Source organism: Sphingomonas sp. FW306-1B-B10E (assembly GCF_058782005.1).
The window spans coordinates 22,670-37,629 of sequence record NZ_JBYSXG010000003.1 but is presented as its reverse complement, the minus strand read 5'-3'; the positions used below and the strand labels follow the sequence as shown (position 1 = coordinate 37,629).

Here is a 14,960-nt window from a genome sequence, read left to right as displayed (position 1 = left end):
ACCCGGCACGTGGTTCTCGCTATCCCTGCCCCTTCGCGACAACGCCCAACCGCGAGCACGGTGCTGGCGCATCTCGCGCTTGGCGCGCTGTTTCTCACGGTCGCGCTGTCGATCTGGGCAGTCCGCGTGCGCGTCGGCCCGCTGCCGCTTCGCACTGCCTGCCTGCTCAGCTCGGGTGCCTTGCTGTTCAGTGGGGATGGCCGGCTACTCACGCGGTCGCTTCATGACCTCGCCCGCCTGCTCCTCGTGCTGGTGCTGTGCGCGCTGCTCGCGCTCATCGTCAGCCTTGTCGCGTCGGCGAGTCCTGCAGAGATCTTTCAGCAGTTGCTGGAATTGCACCTCCAGGCGATGATCGGCTCGATCATTGCTTACGGGCTCGTGCTCCGCTTTGGCGTCGCCCGTGTGGCCGTGGTCCTGCTGATCCCGTTCGGAATTAGCGCCGTCGTAGCGCTCGCGCAGTCGCTGGGGCTGGACGCAGCATGGCGCGCCCGTGCCTTTTTCGGCGCGCTCATGCACGATCCTCCTATCACCCAGGATTTCTATGTACGGCGCTATCGCGCGCTAGGCCTTTCTTACTCGCCCGTGCTGTTCGGTACGCAGATCTGCGTCGCGCTGGCAGCGTTTTACTATCTTCGGCTAGGGACCGGCACCGCGCCGAGAAAAGGCATCGACTGGATGTTGATGGCGGTGCTGGCACTGGCGCTTCTGCTTTCGATTGCAACCGGCAATCGCTCTCCGATCATGGGAATGCTGGCCTTCGTCGCGGTCTATGTGCTCGTGCGCGCGCCGGGGAAGTTTCTCGTCGCGCTTCCCCTGATCTTTCTCGCGCTTCTCGCGATCGGCCCATTGATGGATGTCGCCAACAGCGCCGGCGTCCGCGTGGCGCGAACCGAGGACGGCTCGGCGGCGGGGCGCAGCACGCTCCTGCAATATGGCCTCCACCTCCTGGCACGACGCCCCTTTGGCTATGGCCTGACGTTCAACAGCGTCGATTATTGGCAAAGTTTCGTGAGCCAGGCGCGCTATCTCGAGAACCCGATGGCCATTCGCCAGTGGCCGCTGCACAATTACTATATCAACGTGCTCCTGAAGCATGGCGTATTGGTGCTGATGTTCATTCCGCTCATCGTACCGTGGCGTAAGCGCACTTTGCTGCTGTGGATGCCGTTCCTGCCGTACATGATCCACGTCTTCTTCCATAACGACGGACCGCTGCAGGGGGATTTCCTGGTCTTCTACGTGATTGCCGCTGGCATCTACCTGGCGCGGCAGCCCGCCCCCGAGGACGAGCCGGACAAGGTAACTGTGTCTACCGCGAAGCGACCCAAGCGCGCGTTCGCCCGTCCCGAAACGAAAGCGGCCTGAGACAGATCATGCAAACAGCCTTCATCATGCCGACCTTGGGCGAACCTGGTTGGGACCGGCATCTGCCGTCGCTTCTCAACCAGAGCTGCGCTCCCGATCAGATCGTTGTGGTGGTCGATCGACCGGTGTCCGCCGCCGAACGCGCGCAATTCGCGCAGGCGTGGCCCATGGTCACCTTCCTTTTCAACGACAGCAATCTCGGGATCACCCGCTCGCTGAACCGGGCGCTTGCCGAAACGCAGGCCGAGTTCGTTTTCCGGGCCGACGACGACGATGAATCGCGGCCCTCCCGGATCGAAGAGCAACTCGCCTGCTTCCACGCGACGAACGCCGACTTCGTCGCCAGTTGGGGCGAAGGCGTCGCAGGCGACAATGCGCGAAGCTATGCAATCCGCTGTCCCACCGACAACGCCGAAATTCGAAGCGCTCTGCTCAAGCGCAATGTTTTGCTCCACCCGTCACTTGCGTTCCGCCGGGCGCCCATCATGGCGCTGGGCGGCTATGACGAGACCTTCGTCAACGCACAGGATTACGCGCTTTACCTCGCCGGCCTGCGCGCCGGCCTGCGCTTCGCGGCGGTGCCGAAGCCGCTGGTGAAGCGCTTTTATCATGCCGGGAACATCTCGGTTCGCCGCCGGGCAAACCAGTTGATGTACAGCTGCGCTGCGCGTGTCGCTCACCATGCTGCGACGGGCGATCGCGTCGCGTTTCTGCGCACGCTGTGCCATTATGGGCTGTTGGCCGGCACACCCAATTGGGCACGGCGCGCGCGGCGCATGCTCTTCGCGCTTGCGGGCAGAGGCCGCTGAGCACCCTTCTCCGCCTTTGCCACGGGGCGGAAAGTTGAAGGTTAACGAACCCTATATCGCTGTTGCTTATGCCCGACCGGAAAGGCATTGCTGCCACGCGATCGGACCGGGGGATCATCATGCGACCGCATCAAGTTGACGCCCGGCCGGGCGCTTCTGCCGCAATCGGTAAGAAGAAAGACGAATTCATTGAAATCTGGCGTGGCGTCGCGATCGCGGTCGTCGTCTATTTCCATTACGTCCAGCGCCTACCCGCAGAGGCCTATGGCCTAACGCGAGGGCCGGTGCTGCCGTTCTACTCGGGCAATGTGGGCGTCCTCGTCTTCTTCGTGATCTCGGGTTTTCTGATTTCGAAGTCCCTCGAGTTCAGCAGCAGCCTGAGCGACTTCTACGCCAAGCGGCTGTCGCGGATCTGGCCGCTGTTCCTGCTCGCCTCGGTCTTCACCTTCGCAGTCATCCAGCTTACCGCGGCACCGATCCTGTTCGAGGGTGCCAAGCCGATGATCCGGAAGGCGCCGGGGATCGTGGATTTGATCGGCACCGTCCTGTTTCTGGGCGACTTCAATATCCAGTGGGTTGATGGCGTGTTCTGGTCGATCCTGGTCGAGCTGAAATTTTATGCGATCATCGGCGCACTGGCAGCGCTATCGCCGCGGCATTATCCGCGCATATTCGCGACCCTCGCGTTTATCGTGTCCTTCGCGCAAATCGGCCTCACCGTCTTGGTTCCCGAGCTGGCTTTCTGGCCGGTGAAACTGATGAATGGGCTGCTGGTGGCGCAATACCTGCCCTTCTTCGCGGCAGGCGTGCTATTGTACAAGCGCGACACCAGCCCGCTCTTCTCCCTCAATGCGATCATGCTCTTCGTCAATCTGATCGACGATTCGGGACGGTTCCCAGGCTTCAATCTACACGACACGATCGCGTTCATCTTTGCCTTTAGCGGGCTCATGGCGCTTGATGCCGTGCTGCTTCAAAACCGGATCTTCCGCTTCCTCGGCAAGTATAGCTACGCGCTCTACCTGTTTCACCAGATCAACGGCATCATCATCATCTCGCTCCTGACTCCGCAACTGGGCATCGAACAAGCGGCGCTCATCGCATTTGCCTGCACGCTGCTCCTGTCGGTACTGGCCTCCTGGATCGCGGAGTGGCGCTTCCGCCGCACGACCCATCGCTTGCTGGCCCGGATGTTCGGGTGGATCGGGCTTCAGAAGCTCAGCGTCAGCGAGCGTGTTGGCGAAGCGCAATGACGACATCAAAGCATTCAATTCACGGGCGGGACAGCATCGCATGACACTCGAGGACCGGCTTAAACAGGTCGACGGCAGGCCGACCGGATTTGACTATATGCGCATCATCCTCGCGTGCGGCGTTATTGGCTGGCATTCGATTGTCACCAGCTACGGCCCGGCCTTGCAGGACGCGATCCAGGCCGGACCATGGCGCGCGCTGAGCGCGATCATTCTGCCGATGTTCTTCACGTTGAGCGGTTTCCTCGTGGCAGGGTCGCTCGAGCGGTGCCGCACGCTGGTCAGCTTTCTCGGCCAGCGCCTCATCCGCATTTATCCGGCTCTGGCGGTAGAGGTACTGCTGTCGGCGATCCTGCTGGGTCCGCTGGTCACCACGACGCCGCTGGCCGGCTATTTCGCCGACCAGAAATTCTGGCTCTATCTCGTCAACGTGACCGGTCATATTCACTATGAGCTGCCAGGCGTCTTCCTCGCCAACCCGAACCCGGACCGGGTGAACGGCCAATTATGGACGGTACCGTTCGAACTCTATTGCTACATGGCGATCGCGGTGCTGGCATTCTTCGGTCTCGCCCGCCGACGCCGCCTGTTCACGATCGCCGTCGCAATACTCTGGGGCCTACTGGTCGGGGCCTATCTATACCGTAACGGCCTTGGCAGCGGCCGCGCGCCAACCAACATGCCCGGCTACTTGCTGGTGATCTGCTTCCTCATCGGCATCACCTTCTACCTGTGGCGTGACAAGATCCAATGGAACGGTGTGCTCGGACTCGTGTCCGGCGCGGTGGGCGCTGCGCTCCTTATCTTCCCAATGATCGGAGATTATCTGGCGCCGCTTCCACTCGGCTATTTCACGATCTACCTTGGCCTCACGCATTTCCGTAAGATCCGCCTCCTGCAGGGTGCGGACTACAGCTACGGCATCTTTCTCTACGGCTATGTGATCCAGCAGGCCTGGATGAGCCTCAGCCCGGCGCTCCACCACTGGTGGATCAATATCGGGCTGGCGTTACCGACAGCAGCGGTCTTTGCGGCACTGTCGTGGCATCTGGTGGAGAAGCCTGCACTGGGAATGCGCAAACCGCTTAAGAAGCTTGAGGATCACTGGCTGCTTCGTCGTCGGCGCTTCATGCCGAACCTGCCCGAAACGCTTGGTCAGCTTAAGGTTCCCCGGCGGGTCGAAGAGACGGGCTCCCCTGGGCAGGCGGCCTGATCAGCCAGGCTGCGGGACGTCTCCTGATCGAGTCTCGCGAGCGCCGGTCAGGCGCCGCGCCAGCCCGAGCTTGCCGAATAGGCGCTGGAGCGGTTCGCGTAGCAGCCGGTAGCAGGGGCCCTCCACGCTGAGCGAAAGTGCGACGCTAAGCGCCAGCGTCGCCGCGATCCCCACCGCGATGGCTGCATCGATCCCAATCGAAACTGCCAGGGCCTTGATCAGGATCAAGCCAATGATTTGGTGGATCAGAAACCAGGCATAGGCAAAGCGTCCGACAAAGCCGAGCACGCGACGACCCGATAGGAGATCGATGGCGACGGTCGCGGCCGTCACCAGCAGGACGATGCCCGTCGATGTCCAGTCGAAATGGTAGATATGGGCAATGGTGAGGGCGCCGTGCGCGATGATCACGGCCCCGAGCGGGATGAGCCACCTCCGGGGCACGCCGGGCGACGCGATGACGAGGCCTGCCGCAAAATAAGGGAGATAGGAGGCAATGAGCAGTCCGTTGAGAGCCTTTTGCACGAGGCCCGTGCCCGGGACTGAGAGATATTCGAGCGCGGTGACGGCAGTCCCCAAGAGGATGGCTGCGATTATGACGGGAACGACATAGCGATCACGGATCAGCCAGGCAGCAATGCCGGTGAGGATCCAGAACTTGACCACGATCAGCAGTGGCCAGAACGCGCCATCGGCCCAGGAGAAGCCCAAATCCTCGAGGAAGAGAAGCGAGCCGAGAATATCGACGAGATGCACCACCTCGGTATTGAACGCCTTGGGCCCGTCCGGCACGACCGGTGGGGGCACAATGCGCGTCACTACGAAGATGAGTAGCGATGCCGCGACGAGCAGCGGCCAAAGCCGCGCTAGGCCGTCGGCCCAAAGCGTCGAAAGGGTCCCCGAACGCGATCGTGCGCGCTCGAAGAGATAGCCGAAGACACCGAAGCCGATGTAAATGCCGAACTTGCCCAAATGGCAGACCAACGCCGCGGGCTCCGGAACGCCCATCCAGGGCGGCGGGACGCGGTCGGTGAAATGCCCCCAGACCAGCCAGAGCAGGCCGACCGCGAGCCATTGTTGCCAGCGCTCCGTCGGAGCTCCACTTTTTGTCTCTGCGACGTTCATGATCAAGAGGTATCCGAGCCACGCAGCGCTCGCAACCGCAGGGCTGGGAGAACTCCACGTCTCCTTCGATAAGCCCAAAATATTTACCAGTATCGCCCTACCCCACGCCTTAACCTGATTAATGTCTAAGGGGAGAGACGGTTTGACACGGGTTGCAGTGGTCACGGGAGGGGTGCGCGGTATTGGAGCCGCCATTGCGAGCCGGCTGAAGGCGGATGGATTCCTCGTTGTCGCGAATTATCGCTCGAACACCGTGGCGGCGCAGCGCTTTGAAAGCGAAACGGGAATTGCGACGCGTCAATGGGATGTCGCCGACCATGACGCCTGCGCCGCCCAGCTGACGCAAATCGAACGCGCCTTCGGTCCGGTCGAGATCCTCATCAACAATGCGGGGATCACCCGGGATGGCATGTTCCACAAGCTCAGCCGGGCGGACTGGGACGAGGTTCTGCGGGTCAATCTGGGCGGCTGTTTTAACATGGCGCGCGCGGTCTTCCCTGGCATGCGCGAGCGCCGCTGGGGCAGGATCGTCAGCATCAGTTCGATCAACGCACAGACCGGCCAGGCAGGCCAGACGAACTATTCGGCCGCGAAGGCCGGGGTCATCGGTTTCACCAAGGCGCTGGCACAAGAAGGCGCGCGCGTCGGGGTGACCGTCAACGCAGTGGCGCCCGGCTATACCGATACCGATATGGTAGCCGCTGTGGCACCAGCGGTCATGGAAACAATCCTCGCAAAAATCCCAGTCGGTCGGCTTGGCCAGGCCGACGAGGTCGCCTCGGCGGTGTCCTGGCTGGTTTCCGAGCAATCGGCTTTCGTGACCGGGAGCACGCTGTCGGTGAACGGCGGGCAATCGATGGTCTGAGTGCGCAAGCGCTGCGCTGAACGACGTATCCGTGGCGATGGCGATGCCGGGCGAGGACTGCGGCGGCCGATAGTTCCGGAAATCTAAACCAATACGCATCAGGAAATGCGCGATGAACGCCGGAGGTACAATGACAGCGCTTGGGGGGACATTTGCCGAGCCCGAAACGAAGCACCGCGATGGCGTGGTTGCGAACACGCAGCTGACCCGTCTGGCGGTGTATCTGGCACAGCTTGTACTCGACGCCGTCGCCGTCTCGATCGCGGCTTCGGCGTCGGGGTTGGCCGGCCTCTCTCCGCTCGCCGGGACGTCAATGTGGCTGCTCTTGGTGCCGAGCTTCCTCGTCATCAACTTCTGCACGCACGGCTATAGCTATGAAGCGCTGACGAGTTACGGTCGTGGCTGTTCGCGCGCTTTGCGGGGTTGGCTGCTCGCGCTTGGCATCGTCACATTGCTGAGCGCCACCCGCGCGAACGACCAGGAACTCAGCCGAACGGCGATCTTCGTGATCGCGGTGGCCGGTGCGTTTCTGCTGGTCCTCTTCCGCCTGCCGCTCGCCTGGCTGGTCCGCCACGTGCTCGGCACCCGCTTCATGCGGCGGCTGCTGATCGTCGACGGGGTCCCGCTATCGGCGCCGGCAAGCTTCGTGCGGGTTGACGCGCAGCGCATGGGGATTGCCCCGGATCTCGGCGACCCGCACATGCTTCACGCCTTTTCCTCGATCGTCCAAGGTGCCGACCGGGTGGTGGTCTCCTGCGCACCGGAGCGCCGTGCAGCCTGGGCAATGTATCTCAAGGGGGTCGGATGTTGGGGCGAACTGCATCTGCCCGAGTTGAAGGAGCTCTCCCCCTTGCACGCGGAAGCGCATTTGGGGGTGATGGGGGTCCGGGTCTCGACCGGCGCCCTGGATCTTACCAACCGCACGCTGAAGCGTGTGCTCGACCTGTCCGTCGCGGTACCGGCGATCGTATTGTTGAGCCCGCTTTTTGCAGTAACGGCGTTGGCGATCGCTCTGGATAGCCCGGGACCCGTCCTTTTCCGCCAACGGCGTATGGGACGGTGCAACCAGCTCTTCGACGTTTACAAATTCCGCAGCATGCGCACCGACACCTCGGACTTTGCGGGGACCCGATCCGCAGCGCGCGACGACGATCGGATCACGCGGGTCGGACGCTTCATCCGAGCGACCAGCATAGACGAATTGCCTCAGCTCTTCAACGTGTTGCGGGGTGATATGAGCCTGGTGGGGCCACGCCCCCACGCACTGGGCTCGCTGGCGGGTACGCAGCTTTTTTGGCAGGTTGACCAGCGCTACTGGCTCCGGCACGCAATCAAGCCGGGTGTAACCGGGCTCGCTCAGGTGCGCGGATATCGGGGAGCGACCGATCACGAGGACGATCTCGCCAACCGGTTGGTGAGCGACCTCGAATATGTCTCAGGATGGTCGATCACCCGCGACATCGGCATCTTGTGCCGGACGCTGCTGGTGCTAGTCCACAAGAACGCGTACTGATGTGCGGGGCCGCCATCGGCGGGATATCAGTGAAACGGCAGCGGGGGCTTCGACGTGGGAATGAGACTGAGCATTGTGCCTGTATCGGCACTCTTGCTGCTGGCGGGATGTGCGGCCAATTCGGGCCCGGTGTTGTCAGCGGCAGCATTCGAGCAGCGCTTTCCGCCGAGAATCGCGGTCCTCCAGCCGGGTGACAAGATCAAGCTGGCGCTGTACGAGGACCCGGCGTTCAACGGCGACTATCAGATCAGCCCCGATGGGACGATCTCGCTGCCCCTCATCGGATCGGTAAAGGCAGCAGGTCTTGAGATCGAAGCGCTACGCCGTACCATCGAAACCAAGCTGGCCGACGGGTTCTACAAGAATGCGCGGGTCTCCGCACAGGTGCTGTCGCTGCAGCCGGTCTACGTTCTCGGCGAGGTCAACCAGCCTAACGCTTATCCGTATGCACCCGATCTTACGCTCGGCAAGGCGGCGGCGCTGGCCGGCGGATACACGTATCGGGCGAGGATGGATCGCGTCGTCGTGCAGCGCGCAGGGACGCGGCAGGAAGTGATCGTCGAGGCAAACCAGACCATGGCGCTGGCTCCGGGAGACACCGTTCGCATTCTAGAGCGCTACTTCTGAGCCGCCGGGGTCGAGCTATGCACACGGCGCTGATCGGACGTCTGCTCACCCCTGTGGTGCGCGGCGGAATCATGCTGACCGCGGCAGGGGCATCGGTGAACGCCGTCAGAGCGCAGGATGCGCCGGAGTCGGTCTTCGAAACGCAATCCAGCCTCACCGAAATGCGGGCTGATATCGAACGCCTTCGTCGTAACGACCAGGGTCTTGGGAAGCGTCGGCAGGGTGCGCCGGATGATCCGTTCGTGCTGGAAGTGCCGGACCGTTTCCAGCCGCTCGGTATCCGGGCTGGGGATTTCCTGTTGCATCCTGCGGTCGAGATCGGCGCGGTCAACAACAACAATGTGCGCATCTTCGAAGACAGCGCCGACGCTGCCGTGACCGGAGTCGCGCGTGTCGAGGCCGCCTCACAAAATCCCGCATATCTGCTCGGCGGCTTCGTCCAAGCCGCCGGCACGCGCTATTTCTCCAAGACACGCGAGAACACGGCCCAGCTTTCCGCGGGTGCCAATTTTCGGCGGCCGTTCGGCTCTGACCTAGCGGTGGAAATCAACGTCACCGGCGGTCAATTCACCGAAGACCGTGCGACGGCCTTCGCTCCCGTGAGCAGCTTGAAGCCCGTGCGTTACGATCGCGTGTCCGGGCGTGCCGCCTTGCGGGTCACGCCCGGGCGGCTGGCGCTCGAGCCTTGGGTCAAGGTCGATCGCTTCGCCTATCACGACGCGCAATTGCTCTCCGAGCCGACGACTCCGCTCCTGCAGCGTGATCGAAGCCTGGTGCGGCTGAGCACGGGTGCGTCGCTCGGATATGCCGTCTCAGGCCAGACTCTGCTTTACGTCGGGATGGAGGGCAATCGGCGCGACTACGATCTTCGACGCAATCCAGACCGGGACTCGGGCGGCTACGCGGTGTTCGCCGGTTCGCGCATCCGGCCCTCCCAGCTGACGCGGCTCGATGTGGCGGTCGGCTATACACGCCAGAACTATTCCGGGGCGCTCGCCGACCCCGCAGCGCTGTACTTGCGCGCGTCGCTCGACTGGAGCCCCTTGCGCGAAACGCTCGTCCACCTCCGCGCCGTTCGCGATATCTCCGAAAGCGGCGCGCTTAATCTCGGAGGCGTCGTCCGGACCATTGCCAGCGCGGGAATCGAGGAAGAGTTGCGCCGCAACCTGCGCATCGAAGGCTCGATCGAATGGCAGAACTACAACATCCGGACGATCGACGCAGATGACAACCGGTATCGCGCCACGGGGGGCCTGCGCTATCTTGCCAGCCGCAACCTCGAGCTCTTCGCGCGCGGAGAATGGCTGATCAGCCGCCCGAGTAACGTAGTTGTCACGCCCCAATTCGATCGCACGCTCCTCGCCATTGGAGCACGCGCCAAGTTATGAGTTCAGTTTTTCCAGAGGTTTCCGCATGACGTTCGAACAAATCTGGGCGGTCGTTCGGCGCGCTGCGCCCTTGGCCTTGATCGGAATGCTCGGACTTGGAGCAATCGCGCTTGTCTACAGCCTGCTCACGCCCCGCCTTTACGAGGCGACGGCGCGCGTAGTGGTCGAACCGCAGGCGCAAAAGCTGACGTCCGACGACGTCGTCGCGGTCCCAGGGCGCGATGTCGAGGTCGTCGATACCGAAGTCGAGTTCCTCGAATCGAGCTCTGTTGCCGCTCGAGTAGTGCGCAACAGGAAGCTGGTGACCGATCCCGAATTCGGCACCGGCGCGGTCAATGGCACCGCAGCGAAATTCGCCGATGCATTGCACATCCGCCGCGTCGGAATGACCTATTTGATCGATATTTCGGTAGAATCGCAGTCGCCGCGCCGCGCCGCGGAACTCGCCAATGCTACCGCGGAAGCGTATGTCGAGCTCCAGAAGGAGCGCAAGCGATCCACGCTTCAGTCTGCAAGCGACTTGTTGCGGCAACGCGTCGACCGCTTGGTCAACGAAGTCCAGGCAGCCGAAGCCGCCGTCCAGCGTTACCGTATCGATAACAATTTGATGAGCGTGAACGGCACCACCTTGGCCGAACAGAGCGCGGCCGAGTTGAGCGAGCAGCTCGCGAGCGCCCGCGCGCAAGAACGGGCGGCGCAGGGAGAACTCGCTGCAGCCGCGGGTGCAAGGGTCGGCACGGACACCGCGCAGGCACAGCAATCGGTAGGGACGCTGCGCGCCCAGCAGGCGACCGCCCAGCAGGCGATGAGCGAGGCGGAGAGCCGGTACGGCAATCGGCATCCGACCTATCTCGCGGCCCAGGAGCGGCTCAGCGAAATCAATCGGGCAGTCGAGGCAGAAACAGCGAGAGCGCGTTCCGCCGTGGGTGCGGAGCAGCGGCAACGGCTCGCGGATTTGCGCGCCAAGGCTTCGGCAGCGAGCAATCTTCGTGCATCCCTCGAAGCCAGCGCAGGCGCCAACGAAGCGGGACTCACGCGCAACAGTCGCGCGTCGACCGAATTGGCCGATCTCGAGCGCACTGCGCAGGCGAAGCGACAGACTTATCAGGCCGATCTCGGCCGCCTCCAGCAGGTTCAGACGCAACTCGGCACCGAGCAGTCTGATTCGAACATCGTTGCGGCAGCGATGGTGCCTGGGGCGCCCTCCAAGCCGAACGTCAAACTAAACCTCGCCTTCGGGCTGGTCGCGGGGCTACTCGCCGGCATCGCCGTTGCGGCTATCGTGATGATGTTCGAATCGCATTTCACCAGCAAAAGGCAGGTCGAACAGGCGCTTGACCTTGAGGGCCTTCCATCCTTGCCGACGGCACGCTCGGCCGATCTCGACGTTCGGCGTGGGACCGGCTCTGTGGCGATCGCCCGGGAGATGCTGGACAATCCCACCGAGAGCTTTGCGGAGATGCACAAGAATCTGGTGAACGCGCTCGACCGCCCTGTGGACGGAAGGCCCAATCAGGTCATCGCAGTCACTTCGACGCTTCCGCGGGAGGGCAAGACCACGGCGGCGATCTGCCTGGCTGCGATCGCCGCACATACCGGAAAGCGCACGCTGCTGGTCGATTGCGATCAGCGGCGCAGAGGCGCGACGCGCCAGTTCCTCGACGACGTCGGCAAAGGCCTTTCGGACGCGCTGGCGGAGCCGCAACGGTCTCGAGACATGATTCTGCGCTCGCCATTTGAGGGGCTCGATTTGCTGCCGGCTACGAAGTTGCCGGGGTCCGAAGTGGACGTCTTCGACCGCGAACGTTTCGGAGCCCTCATCGAAGTGCTGCGGTCACACTATGACTTGGTGCTGCTCGACACGGCCCCGGTGCTGCCGATTGCCGACACTAGGATCCTTGTCGAACATGTCGATTCCGTGCTGTTTCTGTGCCGCTGGCGCTCCACGTCACGCAAGGCAGTGGAAACGGCGCTCGACATCCTCGGCCGGACCGGTGCGTTGATCGCGGGCGTTGCGTTGACGCAAGTCGACCTCAAACAGCAGTCTCGTTTTGGTTACGGTGACGATATCTTTTACTATCGCAAGTACAAAAGTTATTACCAGGAAAACGTGTGACCGGCGCCACAAAATTCGTGTAATCTCGTCAACAATACGGGATTTATACTTAAGTGATTTTCCGAAGGAGCTTCTGGCGACTAGGCTCGATCCTATTCCTTATTGCCATTGCTCTCGCGGCGGCAGCGACAATGCTGTGGTCAACGTCGATTAACGCTGTTTCAGAACCAAATTTTTCAACCTCCTCCGTTAGATACGTCCCGGCACAAGTTCGGGAAGCATCAATGACAGACCAGGTTTTGGCCTTCGCGGGCGCGGAAGGCTACGGAAGCTATACTTCGGGCGGACGCGGCGGGATCGTCGTCCATGTGACCAGTCTCGCCGATTCCGGCGAAGGGTCGCTGCGTTGGGCACTCGAGCAGGTCAAAGGACCGCGCACGGTCGTGTTCGATGTCGCAGGTACGATCACGCTCAAAACGCAGATTCTCGTGCAGGACGGCAATGTGACGATTGCCGGGCAGACTGCTCCGGGCGAAGGCGTGACGCTTGAGGGTTCGCGGATCCGAATCAAGGCAGACGAAGTGATCATGCGCGGCTTGCATATCCGGCCGGGTGACGGTGCAGTCGGAACCGATCCGGGGGACCGCGATGGCCTGATGGTCGGCACCACCGATTTCGTCGTCAACAACGTCGTCATCGATCACAATAGCTTCAGCTGGGCGATCGACGAGAACGTCTCGATCAACGGCAAGGTGCAGGACCTCACCTTCTCGAATAACATCGTCGCTGAGGGGTTGAGCCACAGCACGCATCCCAAGGGCGAGCACTCAAAGGGGCTGCTGGTCTCCAACTGGGACGGCGCTGACGGCGACGACGCGCGCATCAGCATCGTCAAGAACCTGTTCTCGGACAACGAGCAGCGCAACCCCGAGGTGCGTGCGGGCCAGGACATCGAGATCGTCAACAACTACATTTACAACGCCGGTGTGGCGCACGCAGTGATCTCGCTCGGTGGGGCCAATGGCGGCGCCACCACGGTAACCGCCTCGGTGATCGGCAATGTCGTCACGCCGGGCGCGTCGACGCATCGTGTCGCTAACCCGGTGGCGATCAGTTCGATGGAAGCCGACAGCCACATCATCCTTTCGGACAATCTGTATACCCAGCTCGCGACCGATGCGAACGGCAACCAGGACCAGTCTAAGCTATATTGGTACGCCGGGTATTCGGCGAAGAACCTTGCGACGATCGTAGGCGCTATGACGAAGACCGCGAGCGGCGTGACGGTTCTGGATTCGACCAAGGTCGCACAATACGTCCTCGCCAATGTCGGGGCCATCAACGGCTCGGGCCTCGATTCGGTCGACACGCGGATCGTCAAGGAGGTGATTAGCAAAACCGGCGAGATCATCGACAAGGTGTCCGAAGTCGGCGGTGCGAGCCGGGCGATCGTGCTCGGCGCGACGGACTCGGATCGCGACGGGATGCCCGATTGGTTCGAGGACCTGTACGGGCTCGACAAGCGTCACGCCGATCACAACGGCGACAACGACAAGGACGGTTTCACCAACCTGGAAGAATATATCAACGGACTGATCACCGGTTTCGATCTCGGCCGTTCCAAGCTCGATGGTCCGCGGCAGCAGGCAACAGCCACAACGGCAATCAAGGCTACCGCACTGGCGAGTGCGACCGACGTGATCGGGTTCCTCAAGGGTGCCGGCAAGATTGACCTCAGCGCGGTGGTGAAGAACTTCGACACACCGCACACTGCAAACGAATTCATCGAAATTGCCTATGCCAATGGAAATAGCTACATCTCGGTAGACACCGATGGCGTGGGCGGCTCCAGCATCAAGCAGCTAGTAGCAGTTGTCGAAGGTGCGAAGGTTACGCTCGACGACATCACGCTGAACCATGCGGCAATGCCGATTGCCACCACGAAGGGCGACGATGGCGATCTCGCTCAAGCTGAACAGCCGGTATACGATCCGCACATCTATTTGGCCGGCACTGCTGGAAACGACACGTTCACGATCCGCGAAGCAATGAACCGCATCGTCGAGACGGTGAATGGCGGCACCGATCTCGCGGTAAGCTATATCGACTATACTCTCGACGCCAATGTCGAGAACCTTTCCCTCAAGGCTGGTACGGTGGGAATCGGCAACGCTCTCGACAACAAAATCGCGGGCAATAACGATGCAAACCGTCTCGAAGGCCTAGATGGCGCCGACCGCCTGTCCGGCATGGACGGCGCGGACCTGCTTTTGGGCGGAGCTGGCGACGATTGGGTCGAAGGCGGTGCCGGCAATGACGTGATCTATGGCGGGACCGGGATCGATACCCTTGTGGGCAATGCCGGCAGCGATCGCTTCTGCTTCGATGGCGCCGATTCCCGGATCGGTTCCGCGACCACGCTGGATCGCATCACCGATTTCTCTGACGCCGACTGCATCGTCGTCGATGGAGCGCTAGTGGATTTCGCCTCGCTGGCGTCCGCGACGATCAAGGGGGCAAAGATCAGCGATGCGCTGTCGGCGGCCAACCTGCTGGCGAAGCAGGGGCATGACATGGTCGTCGTGAACGGCACCAAGGATAGCTGGCTGTTCTGGGACTCGGACCACAATGGATCGCTGGACAGCGGCGTGACGCTCAGTGCCATCGCCATTCGCCCCGAGCTGTGGTCGAGCAAGTTCGCCGGCGAAATCTCGCCACTGCTCTAACGGCGTCACAATCTAAGGGA

At 62.1% G+C, this 14,960-nt stretch carries 11 protein-coding genes; 10 read left to right on the top strand and 1 reads right to left on the bottom strand.

Annotated elements, in window-relative coordinates:
* Positions 1–60: 60 nt before the first annotated feature.
* The 4 genes from AC3WJI_RS02050 to AC3WJI_RS02035 all read left to right on the top strand — a co-directional run bounded on the left by AC3WJI_RS02050 (position 61) and on the right by AC3WJI_RS02035 (position 4,640).
* Positions 61–1,365, top strand: a complete 1,305-nt coding sequence (locus AC3WJI_RS02050; protein WP_492755570.1) for an O-antigen ligase family protein — start codon at positions 61–63, stop codon at positions 1,363–1,365.
* 8 nt (positions 1,366–1,373) lie between these two features.
* Positions 1,374–2,174 carry a glycosyltransferase gene (locus AC3WJI_RS02045; RefSeq protein WP_492755569.1) on the top strand — a complete coding sequence of 267 codons (801 nt, stop codon included), beginning with the start codon at positions 1,374–1,376 and terminating at the stop codon, positions 2,172–2,174.
* A gap of 68 nt (positions 2,175–2,242) precedes the next feature.
* A complete protein-coding gene (locus AC3WJI_RS02040) occupies positions 2,243–3,427 on the top strand; it encodes an acyltransferase family protein (RefSeq protein WP_492755568.1) in 1,185 nt (394 codons plus the stop codon).
* Positions 3,428–3,467: 40 nt separating this feature from the next.
* Entirely contained in the window at positions 3,468–4,640 is a 1,173-nt protein-coding gene (locus tag AC3WJI_RS02035) for an acyltransferase family protein (protein ID WP_492755567.1), read from the top strand.
* Here AC3WJI_RS02035 and AC3WJI_RS02030 read toward each other — a convergent pair whose 3' ends face one another.
* A complete protein-coding gene (locus AC3WJI_RS02030) occupies positions 4,641–5,765 on the bottom strand; it encodes an acyltransferase family protein (RefSeq protein ID WP_492755566.1) in 1,125 nt (374 codons plus the stop codon).
* Positions 5,766–5,907: 142 nt separating this feature from the next.
* Here AC3WJI_RS02030 and phbB point away from each other — a divergent pair, with 142 nt between their 5' ends.
* The 6 genes from phbB (at position 5,908) to AC3WJI_RS02000 (ending at position 14,940) form a co-directional block, all read left to right on the top strand.
* Complete coding sequence (gene phbB, locus AC3WJI_RS02025; RefSeq protein WP_492755565.1) at positions 5,908–6,630, top strand: acetoacetyl-CoA reductase; 723 nt, start codon at positions 5,908–5,910, stop codon at positions 6,628–6,630.
* A gap of 130 nt (positions 6,631–6,760) precedes the next feature.
* Entirely contained in the window at positions 6,761–8,143 is a 1,383-nt protein-coding gene (locus AC3WJI_RS02020; RefSeq protein WP_492755564.1) for an exopolysaccharide biosynthesis polyprenyl glycosylphosphotransferase, read from the top strand.
* A 60-nt stretch (positions 8,144–8,203) separates the two neighbouring features.
* Positions 8,204–8,770, top strand: a complete 567-nt coding sequence (locus AC3WJI_RS02015; protein WP_492755563.1) for a polysaccharide biosynthesis/export family protein — start codon at positions 8,204–8,206, stop codon at positions 8,768–8,770.
* Positions 8,771–8,787: 17 nt separating this feature from the next.
* Positions 8,788–10,158, top strand: coding sequence for an outer membrane beta-barrel protein (locus AC3WJI_RS02010; RefSeq protein ID WP_492755562.1), 1,371 nt, complete (start codon positions 8,788–8,790; stop codon positions 10,156–10,158).
* 25 nt (positions 10,159–10,183) lie between these two features.
* Positions 10,184–12,274, top strand: coding sequence for a GumC family protein (locus AC3WJI_RS02005; RefSeq protein ID WP_492755561.1), 2,091 nt, complete (start codon positions 10,184–10,186; stop codon positions 12,272–12,274).
* A gap of 239 nt (positions 12,275–12,513) precedes the next feature.
* Positions 12,514–14,940: a hypothetical protein gene (locus AC3WJI_RS02000; RefSeq protein ID WP_492755560.1), complete on the top strand. Its 2,427-nt coding sequence runs from the start codon at positions 12,514–12,516 to the stop codon at positions 14,938–14,940.
* The last annotated feature ends 20 nt before the right edge of the window (positions 14,941–14,960 follow it).

Excerpts from the sequence above, each read along its gene's own strand:
- AC3WJI_RS02045 (WP_492755569.1), top strand. The coding sequence starts at position 1,374 with ATGCAAACAGCCTTCATCATGCCGACCTTGGGCGAACCTGGTTGGGAC.
- AC3WJI_RS02040 (WP_492755568.1), top strand. The coding sequence starts at position 2,243 with ATGCCCGACCGGAAAGGCATTGCTGCCACGCGATCGGACCGGGGGATC.
- AC3WJI_RS02035 (WP_492755567.1), top strand. The coding sequence starts at position 3,468 with ATGACACTCGAGGACCGGCTTAAACAGGTCGACGGCAGGCCGACCGGA.
- AC3WJI_RS02030 (WP_492755566.1), bottom strand. The coding sequence starts at position 5,765 with ATGAACGTCGCAGAGACAAAAAGTGGAGCTCCGACGGAGCGCTGGCAA.
- AC3WJI_RS02020 (WP_492755564.1), top strand. The coding sequence starts at position 6,761 with ATGACAGCGCTTGGGGGGACATTTGCCGAGCCCGAAACGAAGCACCGC.
- AC3WJI_RS02015 (WP_492755563.1), top strand. The coding sequence starts at position 8,204 with ATGAGACTGAGCATTGTGCCTGTATCGGCACTCTTGCTGCTGGCGGGA.
- AC3WJI_RS02010 (WP_492755562.1), top strand. The coding sequence starts at position 8,788 with ATGCACACGGCGCTGATCGGACGTCTGCTCACCCCTGTGGTGCGCGGC.
- AC3WJI_RS02005 (WP_492755561.1), top strand. The coding sequence starts at position 10,184 with ATGACGTTCGAACAAATCTGGGCGGTCGTTCGGCGCGCTGCGCCCTTG.